Origin of the sequence: Limimaricola soesokkakensis (assembly GCF_900172345.1) — a bacterium.
GTDB lineage: Bacteria > Pseudomonadota > Alphaproteobacteria > Rhodobacterales > Rhodobacteraceae > Limimaricola > Limimaricola soesokkakensis.
The window spans coordinates 44,347-59,349 of the sequence record NZ_FWFY01000007.1 but is presented as its reverse complement, the minus strand read 5'-3'; the positions used below and the strand labels follow the sequence as shown (position 1 = coordinate 59,349).

Below are 15,003 nucleotides of genomic sequence, written 5' to 3'. Positions count from 1 at the left end.
GGGCTGGACCCGCCCTACCCTCGCGGTGAAGGATGCGCCCGAACTCCTGGAGGAAAAGTCATGCTCGACGACCGCACCGACATCAAGTCACTGCTCCGCCGCCCCGATCTCGTTCGCGACCGCGCCTTTCTCGGCGGCAAGTGGGTCGCCGCCAAGGACGGCAAGACCTTCGACGTCACCAACCCGGCGCGCGGCGACGTTCTCGCCTCGGTCGCCGATCTGAGCCGGGCCGAGATCGCGCAGGCCATCGACATCGCCCACGAGGCGCAAAAACCCTGGGCCGCCAGGACCGGCAAGGACCGCGCCAAGATCCTGCGCCGCTGGTACGACCTGATGATGGAGCATCAGGAGGATCTGGCGATCCTGATGACCGCAGAGCAGGGCAAACCCTTGGCCGAGAGCCGGGGCGAGGTGGCCTATGGCGCCAGCTTCGTCGAATGGTTCGGCGAGGAGGCCAAGCGGGTTTATGGCGAAACCATCCCCGGCCACATGCCCGACAAGCGGATCACCGTGATCCGCCAGCCGATCGGCGTCGCCGCCGGGATCACGCCGTGGAACTTCCCCAACGCGATGATCGCGCGCAAGGTGGCCCCGGCGCTGGCCGCGGGCTGCTCTTTCGTGATCCGCCCCGCCTCGCTCACCCCGCTCTCGGCGCTCGCCATGGCGGTGCTGGCCGAGGAGGCCGGCGTGCCCGAGGGCGTGTTCTCGGTGGCCACCTCCTCCGCTGCCTCGGAAGTGGGCAAGGAGTTCTGCGAGAACCCCAAGGTCCGCAAGCTGACCTTCACCGGCTCCACCGAGGTCGGCCGCATCCTGCTGCGCCAAGCCGCCGACCAAGTGATGAAGTGCTCGATGGAGTTGGGCGGCAACGCGCCCTTCATCGTGTTCGACGACGCCGATCTCGACGCGGCGGTCGAGGGCGCGATCCAGTGTAAGTTCCGCAACAACGGCCAGACCTGCGTCTGCGCCAACCGGATCTACGTCCAGAAGGGCGTCTATGACGAGTTCGCCAAGCGCCTGAAGGTCGCGGTCGAGAAGCTGCGCGTAGGCGACGGGCTGTCCGAAGGCACCGATCTCGGACCGCTGATCGAGCCCTCGGCCATCGACAAGGTGCGCGATCACCTGAAGGACGCGCTCGATCACGGCGCGACGCTGCTCACCGGCGGCGAGGCGCATGATCTCGGCGGCCAGTTCTTCCAGCCCACCGTCGTCACCGGCGCGAAACAAGGCATGAAGGTCGCCCATGAGGAAACCTTCGGTCCCTTTGCGCCGCTATTCGCCTTCGAGGATGAGGCAGAGGTGATCGAGATGGCGAACGACACGATCTTCGGCCTCGCCTCGTATTTCTACGCCAAGGATCTGAGCCGCGTGACCAAGGTGGCCGAGGCGCTGGAATACGGCATCGTCGGGGTGAACACCGGCATCATCTCGACCGAGGTCGCGCCCTTTGGCGGGGTCAAGCAGTCGGGGCTGGGCCGCGAGGGCTCGCGGCATGGAATCGACGACTATCTGGAGATGAAATACATCTGCAGCTCGATCTGATCCGTCCGAGAAGGCGGCATCGCGATGCAGATGCCGCCTGCTTGCCGGGCATCCGTGCCACTTCCTCGCGCGGATGCCCGAACTTTAGCGAAGGGGCCCGCCTGCCACACATTGCCGTCGCGTCAATGTCGTAGTTCTTCGGCACCATACGAGATGACGCCCGATGCGGCCCCGTGGCGTCGTCTTGACGAGTGACCTTGGTAACGCGTGGCGCGGAAGCCCGGTCTTCGGGCTTCCGCGTGCCATCACGTCAGGGAAGTTCCGCCGCCGGGATGATCGGAAAGAACATGCCGTTCGACCGCACGCCGAACCAGTCCTCGCCCTCATGCGGCGCGGTTTCGCCCAGTTCCACCAGCCGGTAGAAGCTCTTGCGGTCGATCAGCGCCTCCAGCCCCGACCGGATCTCGATATAGGGCGCGGGCTCCCCCGTTTCCGGGTCGCGGGCCACCCGGATCGGATGCTCAGGCCCCGCCACCGCCGTCTCGTCGAGATTGGTGGTGAAGCGCAGCCCCTCTCCCTCCCGCGCGACATCGACCGCGACGAAGGGCGCGTCGTCGACGGTGATGCCCACCTTTTCGACCGGGGTGACGAGGTAGTGCCTGTCGCCCTCGCGCTTGAGGATCGAGGCGAAAAGCTTGACCATGCGTTCGCGGCCGATCGGAGTGCCCTCGTGAAACCAGGTGCCGTCGCGCGCGATCCGCATGTCGAGATCGCCGCAATAGGGCGGATCCCACAAATGTACCGGCGCCGGGCCGCGCGCGCCGGCGCGGCTTGCCGCCGATGCGAGGTTTTCCGCCGAAGGCGCTTCGGTCGTCTCACTGTTCTTTGTGTTTGCCATCGCGACCCGCCACGGTATCTGCTGGGACTGCAATGCTAGACCAGGACGGGAGTGCTGTCATGCCAGAGCAGGTGAGCGACGCCGATCTTCTCGCCGAAATCGAGCGCCTCGGCGACCGTCTCGCGCAGGCCCGCGACAGCGTGGCGCGGCGCTTCGTCGGGCAGGAACGCGTGGTCGGGCTGACGCTTTCGGCGCTATTGTGCGGCGGCCACGCGCTGCTTGTCGGCCTGCCTGGCTTGGGCAAGACCCGGCTTGTCGACGCGCTCTCGACGGTAATGGGGCTCGCGGAAAGCCGAATCCAGTTCACCCCCGACCTGATGCCCGCCGACATCCTCGGCTCCGAGGTTCTTGAGACCGGCGCCGACGGCAGCCGCGCCTTCCGCTTCATCGAGGGTCCGGTGTTCTGCCAACTGCTGATGGCCGATGAGATCAACCGTGCCTCGCCCCGCACCCAGTCGGCGCTCCTTCAGGCGATGCAGGAGCGCGAGGTGACGATCGCCGGGCAGCACCGGCCGCTGGGCCGCCCGTTCCACGTTCTGGCCACGCAGAACCCGCTGGAGCAGGAGGGCACCTACCCGCTGCCCGAGGCGCAGCTCGACCGGTTCCTGTTCCAGATCGACGTGCCCTACCCGACCCGCGACACGGAGCGCGCGATCCTTCTGGCCACCACCGGCATCGAGGAGGCCGAGGCCGAGCCGGTCTTCACCGCGCAGGAATTGCTGGAGGCGCAGCGCCTGCTGCGCCGCATGCCGGTGGGCGAAGGCGTGATGGAGCTGATCCTCGACCTGGTGCGCGCCTGCCGTCCAGACGAGCCCGAGGCGCTGCCGGAGTTGCGGCAATCGGTGAGCTGGGGGCCGGGGCCGCGCGCGGCGCAGGCCCTGATGCTCGCGGTGCGCGCCGAAGCACTGCTCGACGGCCGCCTGGCGCCGGGACCGCAGGACGTGGCGCGGCTGGCGGTGCCGGTGCTGGAGCACCGCATGGCGCTGGGCTTCGCCGCCCGGGCGCGGGGCGAAAACCTGCCCGCATTGATCGAGAGCGTGGCGGAGAGGGTGACGCGGGCCGAGGCGGCCGCGTGAGCGCCAGCCCCGCCACGACCACGGCCCCTCTCGGCCTGCGCGGCCGGGCGGAGGACCTCGCGAGCCCGCTGCCGCCGCTCCTGGCCGAGGCCGAACAGCTGGCCCAGACCGTGCTGATGGGCGAGCATGGCCGCAGGCGGGCCGGCGCGGGCAGCAATTTCTGGCAATACCGCGCGGCGCAGCCGTACGACACCGCGCGCGCCATCGACTGGCGTCGCTCGGGCCGGGCCGATCAGGCCTTCGTACAGGAGAAGGAATGGCAGATCGCGCAGAGCGTCGCGCTCTGGGTCGATGACGGGGCCTCGATGGGCTTTGCCTCGACGCCGAAGCTGCCCCCCAAAAGCGACCGCGCCCGGCTCATCGCGCTGGCCATCGCGGTAGTGCTGACCCGCGGCGGCGAGCGGGTGGGCCTCGCCGATGCGCGGCTGCCGCCGCGCCGTGGCCGCGGACAGCTGTCGCGGCTGGCGCAACTCCTGTCGCAGGACACGGCCGAGGATCACGGTGCCCCCGAGGCGAAAGGCCTCGCGCCGCAAAGCCGGGCGGTGCTGGTCTCGGATTTTCTCGGGCCGGTCGAGCCGGTCGAGACGATGCTTACCGCCGCGGCCGATCGCGGCGTGCGCGGCGCGCTCCTTCAGGTGCTCGACCCCGCCGAAGAGGCGTTTCCCTATGATGGCCGTACCATCTTCGAAAGCATGTCGGGCGCGCTGCGCCACGAGACCCTGAAGGCTGGCGATCTGCGCGACCGCTATCTCCAGCGGCTGGCCGAGCGTCGTGACCGGCTGGCCGATCTGGCCCGCGCCACCGGCTGGCAATTCTCGACCCACCGCACATCCGATAGCGCCGCCTCGGCGCTGCTGTGGCTCTATGCCGCGCTGGAGCGGCGCTGATGTGGAGCCTCGGCCCGGTCGGCTTTCTCTCGCCCTGGCTGCTGGCAGGGCTGGTGCTGTTGCCGGTGCTGTGGCTGATCCTGCGCGCCGTGCCGCCCGCGCCGCTGCGCCGCCGTTTCCCGGGGGTCGCGCTGCTTCTGGGCCTCGACGACCGCGAGAGCCAGTCCGACCGCACGCCGTGGTGGCTCCTGCTGCTGCGCATCCTTGCCGTCGCCGCCGCGATCATCGGTTTCGCGGGGCCGGTGCTGAACCCGTCCGAGCGCGCCGCGCCGGGCAGCGGTCCGCTGCTGATCCTCGCCGACGCCACATGGGCCGATGCGCGTGACTGGCCGGCCCGCGCGGCCCGGATCGAAGCGCTGCTGGGCGAGGCGCGCCGCGCCGGTCGCCCCGCCGCTTTGGTGGCGCTGACCGATCCGCCGCCCGAGACGCGATTCGATCCCGCGGAAGCGGTGCTGGCCAGCCTGCCCGGCGTCGCGCCGCGGCCATGGCAACCCGATCCGGCCGCGCTCGCTGACTGGGCCGAAACGCTGGAGGGGCGGTTCGAGACGGTCTGGCTCTCCGACGGTCTCGCCCGTGGCAGCCGCGACACCCTTCTGACCGTGCTTGAAACGCATGGCCCGGTCCGAGTGATCCAGACCCCGCGCCGGATCGCGGCGCTGCGGCCGCCGCAACTCGACGGCACCGCCATCGCGCTGGAGGCCGTGCGCACGCCAAGCGGCGGCGCCGAGAGCGTGACCGTCGCCGCGCATGGTCTCGACCCGGCCGGGATCGAGCGCCGCCTCGCCGCCGCTACGCTCGACTTCGCACCCGGCAATGCGGTGGCGCGAGCCGATCTGTCGCTGCCGCCGGAACTGCGCAACCGCGTCACCCGCTTCGAGATCGATGGCGCGCGCTCCGCCGCCGCGGTGGCGCTCACCGACGATGCGCTCCGGCGGCGCGAGATCGGCCTCGTCGAAAGCCGCGAGTCGCGCGAATCCACCGAGCTGATGTCGCCGCTGCATTACCTGCGCGTGGCCTTGGAGCCGCAGGCCGATCTTGTCTCGGGCGACCTGCCGGCGCTGATCCCCGCCAATCCGGACGTGATCGTCCTCGCGGATGCCGGCAGCCTGCCGCCCGCCGAGGCCGAGGCGCTGCAGGCATGGGTGGAGGATGGCGGGCTGCTGCTGCGCTTTGCCGGGCCTAGGCTCGCCGCCTCGGATGCGGGCCGCGACGGCGACGATCCCCTGATGCCGGTGCGGCTGCGCGCTGGCGGCCGCTCGGTCGGCGGCAGCATGAGCTGGGGCGAGCCCAAGACCATCGCCCCCTTCGCGGCCGACAGCCCGTTCCATGGCCTCGCCGTGCCCGACGACGTGACCGTACGCGCGCAGGTCGTTGCCCAGCCTGGCCCCGATCTGGCCGCCCGCGTCATCGCCCAGCTTTCGGACGGCACGCCACTGGTCACCCGCAAGCCGCTCGGCGACGGTCAGGTGGTGCTGATGCATGTCACCGCCAATGCCGAGTGGTCATCGCTGCCACTGTCGGGGCTGTTCGTGTCGATGCTCGAGCGGCTCGCCATCTCGGCCCGGGCCGATGCGGACGCCGGCGCGGACCTCGCGGGGACGACCTGGCAGCCGGTCGAGGTGATGGACGCCGAGGGCCGCCTGACCGGGACCGACACCCGCGCCGCCGTGGCGGGCGAGGATCTCGCGAAGGGCGATCTGGGTTCCGAATTGCCGCCGGGCCTCTACGAGGGCGAGGCTGGGCGCTACGCGCTCAACGTCACCCGTGCCGACACCACGCTCGCGCCGGCCCGCTGGCCCGCCCGCATCGCGGTCGAGGGGCTCGACCGCCCGGCCGAACGGCCGCTGGGCGGGCTGCTGCTGGCGCTGGCCGTGGCGCTGATGGCCATCGACGCCGTCGCCTCGCTGCTGGTCGGCGGCCGGCTGCGCGGCCTGCGGGCCGCATCCGTGGTGCTGGCACTGCTGCTGGCGCCGGTCCCGCCGGCCGAGGCACAGGAGGGCACCGCCCCCGCAACGCCGCCGGTCAACACGCCCCCTTCCGGCTCCGCCGCCGCCGAACCACCGATGGACCCGCAGGCCGAAGACTTTGCCCAAGCCGCCACCGGCTCCGTCGTGCTGGGGCACATCCTGTCCGGCGATCCGGCCGTGGACGATATTGCCCGCGCTGGGCTCGAAGGGCTCGGCCGAACGCTGTGGCAGCGCACCTCGGTCGAGCCCGCCGCCCCGATGGCGGTCGATCCCGAGACCGACGAGCTGGCCTTCTTCCCCCTACTCTACTGGCCGATCACTGCTACGACGCCCATTCCTTCGGGGGCTGCCTATGACAAGCTCAACGCCTATCTGCGCGGCGGCGGGATGATCGTCTTCGACACGCGCGACGCCGGAATCGCGGGGCTCGGCACGACCACGCCCGAGGGCCGCCGCCTCCAGGCCATCGCCCGCCCGCTCGACGTGCCGCCGCTCTCGCCGGTGCCAGAGGACCACGTGCTCACGCGCACCTTCTACCTGCTGCAGGATTTCCCGGGCCGCCATCAGGGCCGCGACGTCTGGGTCGAGGCGGCGCCGGACGAGGAGCCGACCCCCGGAATGCCGTTCCGCAACCTCAACGACAACGTGACCCCTGTGGTGATCGGTGGCAATGACTGGGCCTCGGCCTGGGCGATGGACGAGATCGGCATGCCGCTCTACCCGGTCGGGCGCGGCATGGCAGGCGAGCGCCAGCGCGAGATGGCCTATCGCTTCGGGGTGAACCTCGTGATGCATGTGCTCACCGGCAACTACAAATCCGATCAGGTCCACGTGCCGGCGCTGCTCGAGAGGCTTGGCCAGTGAACGGCACGGTGATCTTCGACCCGCTGCTGCCATGGCCTGCGCTTTGGGCGCTTGCGGCGCTGACCGTTCTCGTGGTCGCGCTGGCGCTGTGGCGCGGCCTGCCGGGATGGTGGCTGCGGGCGCTCGCCGGGCTCGCTCTGCTGGCGGGTCTCGCCAACCCGGCGCTGCAGCGCGAGGAGCGCCAGCCGCTCTCGGACATCGTGATCGCCGTCGTGGACGAAAGCGCGAGCCAGACCCTGTCGGATCGCGCCGAGCAGACCGAGGCCGCACTCGAGGCGCTGCAGGGCCGGATCGCGGCACGCGAGAACACCGAGCTGCGCGTGGTGCGCCTCGGCGACGCCCCGGAGGATGGCGGCACCAAGCTGATGACCGCGCTCTCCGAGGCCTTGGCCGAAGAGCCCGCGGGTCGGGTCGCGGGCATCGTCATGCTGACCGACGGGCGGCTGCACGACGCCGCCCGTGCCCCCGACCTGCCCGCCCCCGCGCATGTGCTGCTGTCGGGGCGCGACAGCGACTGGGACCGCCGCGTCGTGGTGCGCAACGCCCCGGCCTTCGCGATTCTCGGCGAGGAGGTGGAGCTGACCCTGCGGGTCGAGGATAGCGGCGCGGCGCCACAGAGCGCCGGGCCGGTGCCGCTCACCATCGCCATCGACGGCGGCGAGCCGATGCGTTTCGAAGTACCGCTCGGGCGCGACATCCGGCTTCCGGTCGCGCTGCCGCATGGCGGCATGAACGTGCTGCAATTCGCCACGCCGGAGGTCGAGGGCGAACTGACCGTGCGCAACAACGAAAGCGTCGTGCAGATCAACGGCGTGCGCGACCGGCTGCGCGTGCTTCTGGTCTCGGGCGAGCCCTATGCGGGCGAACGGACCTGGCGCAACCTTCTGAAATCCGACCCTTCGGTCGATCTGGTGCATTTCACCATCCTGCGCCCGCCCGAGAAACAGGACGGGGTGCCGGTCGAGGAGCTGTCGCTGATCGCCTTTCCGACCCGCGAGCTGTTCATCGAGAAGATCGACGAGTTCGACCTGATCGTCTTCGACCGCTACCGCAGACGCGGCATCCTGCCCTCCGACTACTTCGCCAACGTCGCGCGCTACGTCGAAGAGGGCGGCGCGGTGCTGGTCACCGCCGGGCCGGAATATGCGGGCGCCGACAGCATCTATCGCAGCCCGCTGGGCTTCGTCCTGCCCGGCATGCCCAGCGCCCGCGTGGTCGAGCGCGCCTTTCGCCCCGAGTTGACCGAGCTGGGTGCGCGCCATCCCGTCACCTCCGGCCTCGCCGACCCGTGGCTCGAGGCCGGGGCCGATCCGCTCGCCCCCGACTGGGGCCGCTGGTTCCGGCAGATCGAGATCGAGCCGACCCAGAGCGCCACCATCGCCCTGACCGGGCCGGGCGAGCGGCCGCTTCTGGCGCTTGATCGGGTCGGCGAGGGTCGCGTCGCGCTCCTGGCCTCGGATCAGGTTTGGCTCTGGGGGCGCGGCTATGATGGCGGCGGCCCGCAGCTCGACCTGCTGCGCCGTCTCGCGCACTGGATGATGAAGGAGCCCGAGCTCGAGGAAGAGGCGCTCTGGGCGGAGCCCTCGGGGCTCGTCATGCGCATCGTGCGCCGCTCGCTCGCCCAGGAGATCGGCCCCGTCACGGTGACCGCCCCGGATGGCAGCGAAACCGAGGTCGAGCTCGAGGAGGTCGAGCCAGGGCGTTTCGAGGCGCTGTGGGGCGCGCCGCGCATGGGGCTCTACCGCCTGTCGGAAGGCGAGCAGGAGGCGGTGATCGCGCTCGGTCCGGCCGCGCCGCGCGAGTTCGAGGACACCATCGCCAGCGCCGTGGCGCTGGAGGACACCGTGTCGAAAACGCGCGGCGGCATCGTGGCGATGGAGGACGGAATGCCGGCGCTGCGGGACGTGCGCCCCGGTCGACCGGCCGCGGGACGCGGATGGATCGGGCTGACCCCGCGCGGCGCCTACCGCACGCTTGATCTCACGGTGATCCCGCTCGTCCCCGCCTGGGCATTGCTGCTGCTGGCGGCGGCGCTGATGCTGGGCGCTTGGCTGCGCGAGGCGCGGCGCTAGTCCGAAAATTCGGGATTTGCGTATTTGGAGAAAGATGAGCCGGACTGGCGCACCCTCTGCTTCATCTTTCCCAAATACGCGCGAGGGGCCGCGCAGCGGCGGGGGCGGCAGCCCCCTCAGCTTTGTTCCAGAAGCACCGCGCGGGGAACCGAGGCGAACTCCCGGCTCCACAACACCCACAATACCGCCGCCATGGCGAGGATCAGCGCCCAGCCGCCCAGCAACCAGGCCAGCGCGCCGAGCGCGAAATACATGGCCCTCAAGCCGCGATTGAAGTTCCACGCCGCGCGGATGTTAAGCTCCGCCGCCTGCATCGCGCGTGGAAGGGCGCGCGGGTCCTCGGCGGCGTTGGGCACCGAAGCCATCAGCACCGAGCAATAGCCGAAGATCCGATGGGCCCAGACGAATTTCAGGAAGGCATGCGTCAGCAACAGTGCCACCGGCAGCAGCTTGATCTGCCATAGCACATCCGGCTGGCGGTCCTGGCCGAAGCCCTCTGCCACACCCTGCAATGGCTCGGTATTGCCGATCAGCGCCAACACGCCGCCCACCGCCAGAAGGCAGGTCGAGGCGAAGAAGGAGGTGCCCTGCCGCAAGCTGCCCATGATCGTCGCGTCGAAGATCCGGTTTCCGCGCAGCACGAATTCGCGCATCCACTCACGCCGGTGCTCGGCCATCAGCACCGTCACCGAGGGGCGCCGTCCCGGATGCTCGATGCGCCAGCCAATGAGCCAGTAGCCCACCAGCATAAGCGCGAGCCCGAGGGTATCGAACAAGGTGAGATGCGGCAGGCTGGCAAGCGGATCCATGCCGCGCAACCTAGCGACGCTGCAGGGCGCTTGCCATGGGGCAGTTTTGGTTATATTTCCTTACCAATCCCTGACAGACCCTTGCGAGATTGGAGGCGCGAGCCATGCAGATGCCATCTCCCGACGCCCGCATCATGGCCCGGAAGGCACAGGTCGTGCAGCGCCTGACCGAGGCGTTGGGCGAGAGGGGCGTGATTCACGATCCTTCCGAAACCCGCGCCTATGAATGCGATGCGCTCACCGCCTATCGCTGCCCGCCGCTTTGCGTGGTGCTGCCCTCGACCACCGAGGAGGTCTCGGCGGCGCTCAGGATCTGTCACGAGGAGAACGTGCCGGTGGTGCCGCGCGGCTCCGGCACCTCGCTCGCGGGGGGCGCGCTGCCGACCGCCGATTCCGTGATCCTGGGCGTGTCGCGGATGAACCGGGTGCTCGAAACCGATACCGCCGACCGGATCATCCGGGTGCAGACCGGGCGCACGAATCTGAGCGTTACCGGCGCGGTGGAGGAGTTGGGCTTCTTCTATGCCCCCGACCCCTCCTCGCAGCTTGCCTGCGCCATCGCCGGCAACATCGCGATGAATTCCGGCGGCGCGCATTGCCTGAAATACGGGGTGACCACCAACAACCTGCTCGGCGTCACCATGGTGCAGATGGACGGCACCGTGGTCGAGATCGGCGGCGCGCATATGGATGCGGGCGGGCTCGACCTCCTGGGCGTGATCTGCGGCTCCGAGGGACAGCTCGGCGTCGTCACCGAGGCGACGCTGCGCATCCTGCCCAAGCCCGAGGGCGCGCTGCCCGTGCTGATGGGCTACGACAGCGCCGAGGCGGCGGGCGCCTGCGTCGCCGACATCATCAAGGCGGGCGTTCTGCCGGTGGCGATCGAATACATGGACCGTCCCTGCATCCGCGCCTGCGAAGCCTTCGCCAAGGCGGGCTACCCCGATTGCGAGGCGCTTTTAATCGTCGAGGTCGAGGGCTCGGCCGATGAGATCAACCATCAGCTCGAGACGATCCTGAAGATCGCCCGCGACCACGACCCGGTCGAGATCCGCGCGGCGCAAGACGCCGACGAGGCGGCGCGGATCTGGCTGGGGCGCAAATCCGCCTTCGGCGCGATGGGCCAGATTAACGACTACATGTGCCTCGACGGCACGATCCCGGTCTCGGCCCTGCCCGAGGTGCTCAAGCGCATCGGCGAGTTGAGCGACCAGTACGGGCTTGGCGTCGCCAACGTGTTCCACGCGGGCGACGGCAACATGCATCCGCTGATCCTGTTCGACGCGAACAAGGAAGGCGATCTGGAGAAATGCGAGGAGATGGGCGCCGACATCCTGCGGCTTTGCGTCGAGGTCGGCGGCTGCCTGACCGGTGAGCACGGAGTCGGCGTGGAAAAGCGCGACCTGATGACGGTGCAGTTCGAACCGCAGGATCTCGAGGCGCAGATGAAGGTGAAGGACGTGTTCGACCCGAAATGGCTGCTGAACCCCGCCAAGGTGTTTCCGCTGGCGGCCAGCGAAGGACGCCGGGCATGATCCGCCCCGGATCAGAGGCCGAGTTGGCCGAAGCGCTGCGCGACGCGACCGGTCCGCTCTCGGTGCGCGGCGGCGGCACGCGCGGGCTGCTGCCCGATGGCACGCCTCTCTCCACCTCGGCCCTGTCGGGCATCACCCTGCACGACCCGGCGGCGCTGACGCTGGTGGCACTGGCGGGCACGCCGGTGGAGGAGATCGACGCGGCGCTGGCCAAGGCCAACCAGCGGCTTGCCTTCGAGCCGATGGATCATCGCGCGCTGCTGGGCACAACCGGCACCCCGACCATCGGCGGCGTCGTCGCGGCCAACGTGTCGGGTCCGCGCCGGATGCAGGTCGGTGCGGCGCGCGACCACTTGCTCGGGCTGCGCTTCGTCGATGGCGAGGGCACGGTGGTCAAGAATGGCGGCCGGGTGATGAAGAACGTTACCGGCTACGATCTCGCCCGCCTCGTCGCGGGCAGCCGCGGCGCGCTGGGCGTGATCACCGAGGTCGCGCTCAAGGTGCTGCCGGGGACCGAAACCGCTGCCAGCTTGGTGATCCGCGGCCTCGACGATGCCACGGCGGTTCGGGCGATGTCCGAGGCGCTGGGCACGCCCTTCGAGGTGTCGGGCGCCGCGCATGACCCGCAGGCGCAAGGCGGGGCGCGCACGGTGCTGCGGATCGAGGGCTTTGCTCCCTCGGTAGAATATCGTTGCCGGGCGCTGGCCGAGCGGCTGGCGTCGCACGGCGCCTGGGAGGTCGAGACCGACCGCGAGGCGGTGCGCGTCGATTGGCGCGGCATCCGCGACGTCGCCCCCTTCCACGGTACCGCCGGCGATGTCTGGCGCGTCTCGGTACGCCCGAGCCAAGCCGCCGAGCTCGTGGCCCGCGCCGGGGCCGAGCAAGCCTTCTACGACTGGGGCGGCGGTCTGATCTGGCTGCGCTGCGCCGAGGGAGACGACCTGCGGGCGCGGCTCGGCCGCTATGACGGCCATGCGACGCTGGTGCGCGCCGCCCCGGAAACCCACGCGAAGCTGCACACGCTGCAGCCCGAGCCGCTGGCGGTACAGGCGCTGACCCGCGGCCTGCGCGAGACATTCGACCCGCGCGGCATCCTCGCCGCCTGACGGAGACCACATGCAGACCAGTTTCACCCCCGAGCAGCTGCGCGATCCAAAGATCGCCGAGGCCAACGCGATCCTGCGATCCTGCGTGCATTGCGGCTTCTGCACGGCGACCTGCCCGACCTATCAGGTGCTGGGCGACGAGCTGGACAGCCCGCGCGGCCGGATCTACCTGATCAAGGACATGCTCGAAAACGAGCGCGTCCCCGACGACAAGACGGTCACCCATCTCGACCGCTGCCTCGGCTGCCTCGCCTGCATGACCACCTGTCCCTCGGGCGTGCATTACGGCCACCTGATCGACCAGGCCCGCGGCTATATCGAGAAGAATTACGAACGGCCGATGATGGACCGTTTCCTGCGCTGGGTGCTGGCGCGGATCCTACCCTATCCGGGCCGGTTCCGACTGGCGCTTCTGGCCGCGAAGCTCGGCAAGCCGTTCAAGGGGTTGATGCCCGACCGCCGGCTGCGCGCGATGCTGGAGATGGCTCCCGCAAAGATCCCCCCGGTGTCGCGCAACGACGATCCGCAGGTGTTCCCCGCCATGGGCGAGCGGCGGTTGCGCGTGGGTCTGTCGATCGGCTGCGCCCAGCGCGCGCTCGACACCGAGATCAACGACGCGACGATCCGGCTTCTCACCCGGCTGGGCTGCGAGGTGGTGATCCCCGAGGGCGTCGGCTGCTGCGGCGCGCTGACCGAGCACATGGGCAAGCATGGCGAGGCGCGCGGTACCGCAGCCAAGCTGATCCGGTCGATGGCGTCGATCGAGGGACTCGACGCCGTGGTGATCAACACCTCGGGCTGCGGCACCACGATGAAGGATTACGGCCACATGTTCGTGGGCCACGAGATGGAGGCCGAGGCCGCGCGGATCGGCGGGCTGTGCCGCGACGTGTCGGAGATCGTGGCCGAGCTGGGCCTGCCCGAAGGCGCGAAGGCCGCGCCCCTGCGCGTGGCCTATCACGCCGCCTGCTCACTGCAGCACGGCCAGAAGCTGAAGGCCGGACCGAAGAACCTGCTGAAGCAGGCGGGGTTCGAGGTGCTCGAGCCCGCCGACAGCCACCTGTGCTGCGGCTCGGCGGGCACCTACAACCTGATGCAGCCCGAGATTTCCGCCGAGTTGCGCGACCGCAAGGTCGAGACTCTGGAGGTGCTGAAGCCGCAGGTGATCGCCGCCGGCAACATCGGCTGCATGATGCAGATCGGCCGCGGTACCGGCGTGCCGGTGGTACATTCCGTGCAGCTTCTCGACTGGGCGACCGGCGGGCCGCAACCTCCCGCGATTTCGAAACAATCGGCTTGATTGCCCTTTGAAGCCATCGCCGTCTGGCCTAGTCTCGCCTGCGAACCGGGTGCTCCCTGCCCGGCGACCCGAAGGAGGGCAGATGCGGCAGGCCATCGCGGTCGCCTTGCTGGTTCTGGTGGCGCTGTCGCTGCCGGTGCGCGCGGATCGTCACGATCTCGTCGAGATGGTGACGGGCGATGACGCGCGCGGCTGGGAGGCTGTGGGGCGTCTCGATCTCGGAGGCCGCGGCTTCTGCACGGGGGCGCTGATCGCACCCGACCTCGTGCTCACCGCCGCGCATTGTCTTTACGACCGCGACAGCGGCGATCGGATCGATCCGTCCGAGATCGAGTTCAAGGCCGGGATGCGGGGCGGCCGGGCTCTGGCCTACCGCTCGGTGCGCCGGGCACTGGCCCCGGAAGGATACGCCTTCGTCGGCACCGGATCCGGCGCGGCCAGCGCCGAGGACGTGGCACTTCTCGAACTCGCGCAGCCGATCCGCTCGGCCCGCATCACCCCGTTCGAGACGTTGGAAGGGGTGGTCGCGGGCGCCGAGGTCGGCGTGGTCTCCTACGCGCATGACCGAGCCGAGGCACCGTCGCTGCAGGAGACCTGCGACGTGCTGGGCGAGGAGAACGGCCTTCTGGTGATGGGCTGCGATGTCGATTACGGCTCCTCGGGTTCGCCTGTCTTCAGCTTCGAGGGCGGCCGGGCGCGGATCGTTTCTGTGATCTCGGCCAAGGCCGAGATGGATGGCCGCAACGTTGCCATCGGCGTCGCGCTCGACCGGCCCCTGCCCGATCTGCGGGCCCGCATGGAGAGCGGCACCGGCGCCTTCGGCGGCCTGTCCACGGGTCAGGTCCGGGTGGTCGGCGCCGGCCAGAGAACCGAGATCGGCGCCCGCTTCATCCGCCCCTGAGATCGCGACCGCGGGGCTCTTGAAAGCCCGAAAATCCCCACCCACATTGCAGTTACGGAGCGCCAGACCGGGCTCCGGATCTCCGGCCCGTCCCCCGTCGGGAGGGCCA

11 protein-coding genes are annotated in these 15,003 nt (G+C 70.0%); 9 read left to right on the top strand and 2 right to left on the bottom strand.

Annotation, left to right across the window (positions count from 1 at the left end; translation table 11 throughout):
* The first annotated feature begins 60 nt into the window (after positions 1 to 60).
* Positions 61 to 1,539, top strand: a complete 1,479-nt coding sequence (locus tag LOS8367_RS12080; protein WP_085896779.1) for an NAD-dependent succinate-semialdehyde dehydrogenase — start codon at positions 61 to 63, stop codon at positions 1,537 to 1,539.
* Between the two features lie 250 nt (positions 1,540 to 1,789).
* Here the strand turns inward: LOS8367_RS12080 and LOS8367_RS12075 are convergent, their stop codons facing one another.
* A complete protein-coding gene (locus tag LOS8367_RS12075; protein ID WP_085896778.1) occupies positions 1,790 to 2,377 on the bottom strand; it encodes a DUF1285 domain-containing protein in 588 nt (195 codons plus the stop codon).
* 59 nt (positions 2,378 to 2,436) lie between these two features.
* Here LOS8367_RS12075 and LOS8367_RS12070 point away from each other — a divergent pair, with 59 nt between their 5' ends.
* The 4 genes from LOS8367_RS12070 to LOS8367_RS12055 are packed head-to-tail and all read left to right on the top strand — an operon-like array spanning position 2,437 to position 9,243.
* Positions 2,437 to 3,453, top strand: a complete 1,017-nt coding sequence (locus LOS8367_RS12070) for an AAA family ATPase (protein ID WP_085896777.1) — start codon at positions 2,437 to 2,439, stop codon at positions 3,451 to 3,453.
* Positions 3,450 to 4,340 carry a DUF58 domain-containing protein gene (locus LOS8367_RS12065; protein ID WP_085896776.1) on the top strand — a complete coding sequence of 297 codons (891 nt, stop codon included), beginning with the start codon at positions 3,450 to 3,452 and terminating at the stop codon, positions 4,338 to 4,340. Before LOS8367_RS12070 ends, LOS8367_RS12065 begins: the two co-directional genes overlap by 4 nt.
* Positions 4,340 to 7,171 carry a DUF4159 domain-containing protein gene (locus tag LOS8367_RS12060; RefSeq protein ID WP_085896775.1) on the top strand — a complete coding sequence of 944 codons (2,832 nt, stop codon included), beginning with the start codon at positions 4,340 to 4,342 and terminating at the stop codon, positions 7,169 to 7,171. Before LOS8367_RS12065 ends, LOS8367_RS12060 begins: the two co-directional genes overlap by 1 nt.
* The gene (locus LOS8367_RS12055; RefSeq protein WP_085896774.1) at positions 7,168 to 9,243 is read left to right on the top strand and encodes a hypothetical protein; all 2,076 of its coding nucleotides are present in this window, start codon (positions 7,168 to 7,170) and stop codon (positions 9,241 to 9,243) included. The genes LOS8367_RS12060 and LOS8367_RS12055 overlap by 4 nt, the downstream gene beginning before the upstream one ends.
* Before the next feature lie 116 nt (positions 9,244 to 9,359).
* On the opposite strand, the gene LOS8367_RS12050 is transcribed toward LOS8367_RS12055, so the two are convergent.
* Positions 9,360 to 10,052, bottom strand: coding sequence for a DUF599 domain-containing protein (locus LOS8367_RS12050; protein WP_085896773.1), 693 nt, complete (start codon positions 10,050 to 10,052; stop codon positions 9,360 to 9,362).
* 104 nt (positions 10,053 to 10,156) lie between these two features.
* Between LOS8367_RS12050 and LOS8367_RS12045 the strand changes: the two genes are divergently transcribed.
* From LOS8367_RS12045 to LOS8367_RS12030, 4 genes are all read left to right on the top strand, one after another.
* Positions 10,157 to 11,587 (top strand): FAD-linked oxidase C-terminal domain-containing protein, encoded by a 1,431-nt coding sequence (locus LOS8367_RS12045; protein ID WP_085896772.1) that lies wholly within the window; start codon positions 10,157 to 10,159, stop codon positions 11,585 to 11,587.
* Positions 11,584 to 12,693: an FAD-binding protein gene (locus LOS8367_RS12040; RefSeq protein WP_085896771.1), complete on the top strand. Its 1,110-nt coding sequence runs from the start codon at positions 11,584 to 11,586 to the stop codon at positions 12,691 to 12,693. Before LOS8367_RS12045 ends, LOS8367_RS12040 begins: the two co-directional genes overlap by 4 nt.
* Positions 12,694 to 12,703: 10 nt before the next feature.
* Entirely contained in the window at positions 12,704 to 13,993 is a 1,290-nt protein-coding gene (glcF, locus tag LOS8367_RS12035) for a glycolate oxidase subunit GlcF (RefSeq protein WP_085896770.1), read from the top strand.
* A gap of 82 nt (positions 13,994 to 14,075) precedes the next feature.
* A complete protein-coding gene (locus LOS8367_RS12030) occupies positions 14,076 to 14,894 on the top strand; it encodes a trypsin-like serine peptidase (RefSeq protein WP_085896769.1) in 819 nt (272 codons plus the stop codon).
* The last annotated feature ends 109 nt before the right edge of the window (positions 14,895 to 15,003 follow it).

Bases quoted from the DNA above. Each gene is read 5' to 3' on its own strand.
- LOS8367_RS12040 (WP_085896771.1), top strand. From the start codon at position 11,584: ATGATCCGCCCCGGATCAGAGGCCGAGTTGGCCGAAGCGCTGCGCGAC.
- LOS8367_RS12050 (WP_085896773.1), bottom strand. From the start codon at position 10,052: ATGGATCCGCTTGCCAGCCTGCCGCATCTCACCTTGTTCGATACCCTC.
- LOS8367_RS12070 (WP_085896777.1), top strand. From the start codon at position 2,437: ATGCCAGAGCAGGTGAGCGACGCCGATCTTCTCGCCGAAATCGAGCGC.
- LOS8367_RS12080 (WP_085896779.1), top strand. From the start codon at position 61: ATGCTCGACGACCGCACCGACATCAAGTCACTGCTCCGCCGCCCCGAT.
- LOS8367_RS12030 (WP_085896769.1), top strand. From the start codon at position 14,076: ATGCGGCAGGCCATCGCGGTCGCCTTGCTGGTTCTGGTGGCGCTGTCG.
- glcF (WP_085896770.1), top strand. From the start codon at position 12,704: ATGCAGACCAGTTTCACCCCCGAGCAGCTGCGCGATCCAAAGATCGCC.
- LOS8367_RS12075 (WP_085896778.1), bottom strand. From the start codon at position 2,377: ATGGCAAACACAAAGAACAGTGAGACGACCGAAGCGCCTTCGGCGGAA.
- LOS8367_RS12045 (WP_085896772.1), top strand. From the start codon at position 10,157: ATGCAGATGCCATCTCCCGACGCCCGCATCATGGCCCGGAAGGCACAG.
- LOS8367_RS12060 (WP_085896775.1), top strand. From the start codon at position 4,340: ATGTGGAGCCTCGGCCCGGTCGGCTTTCTCTCGCCCTGGCTGCTGGCA.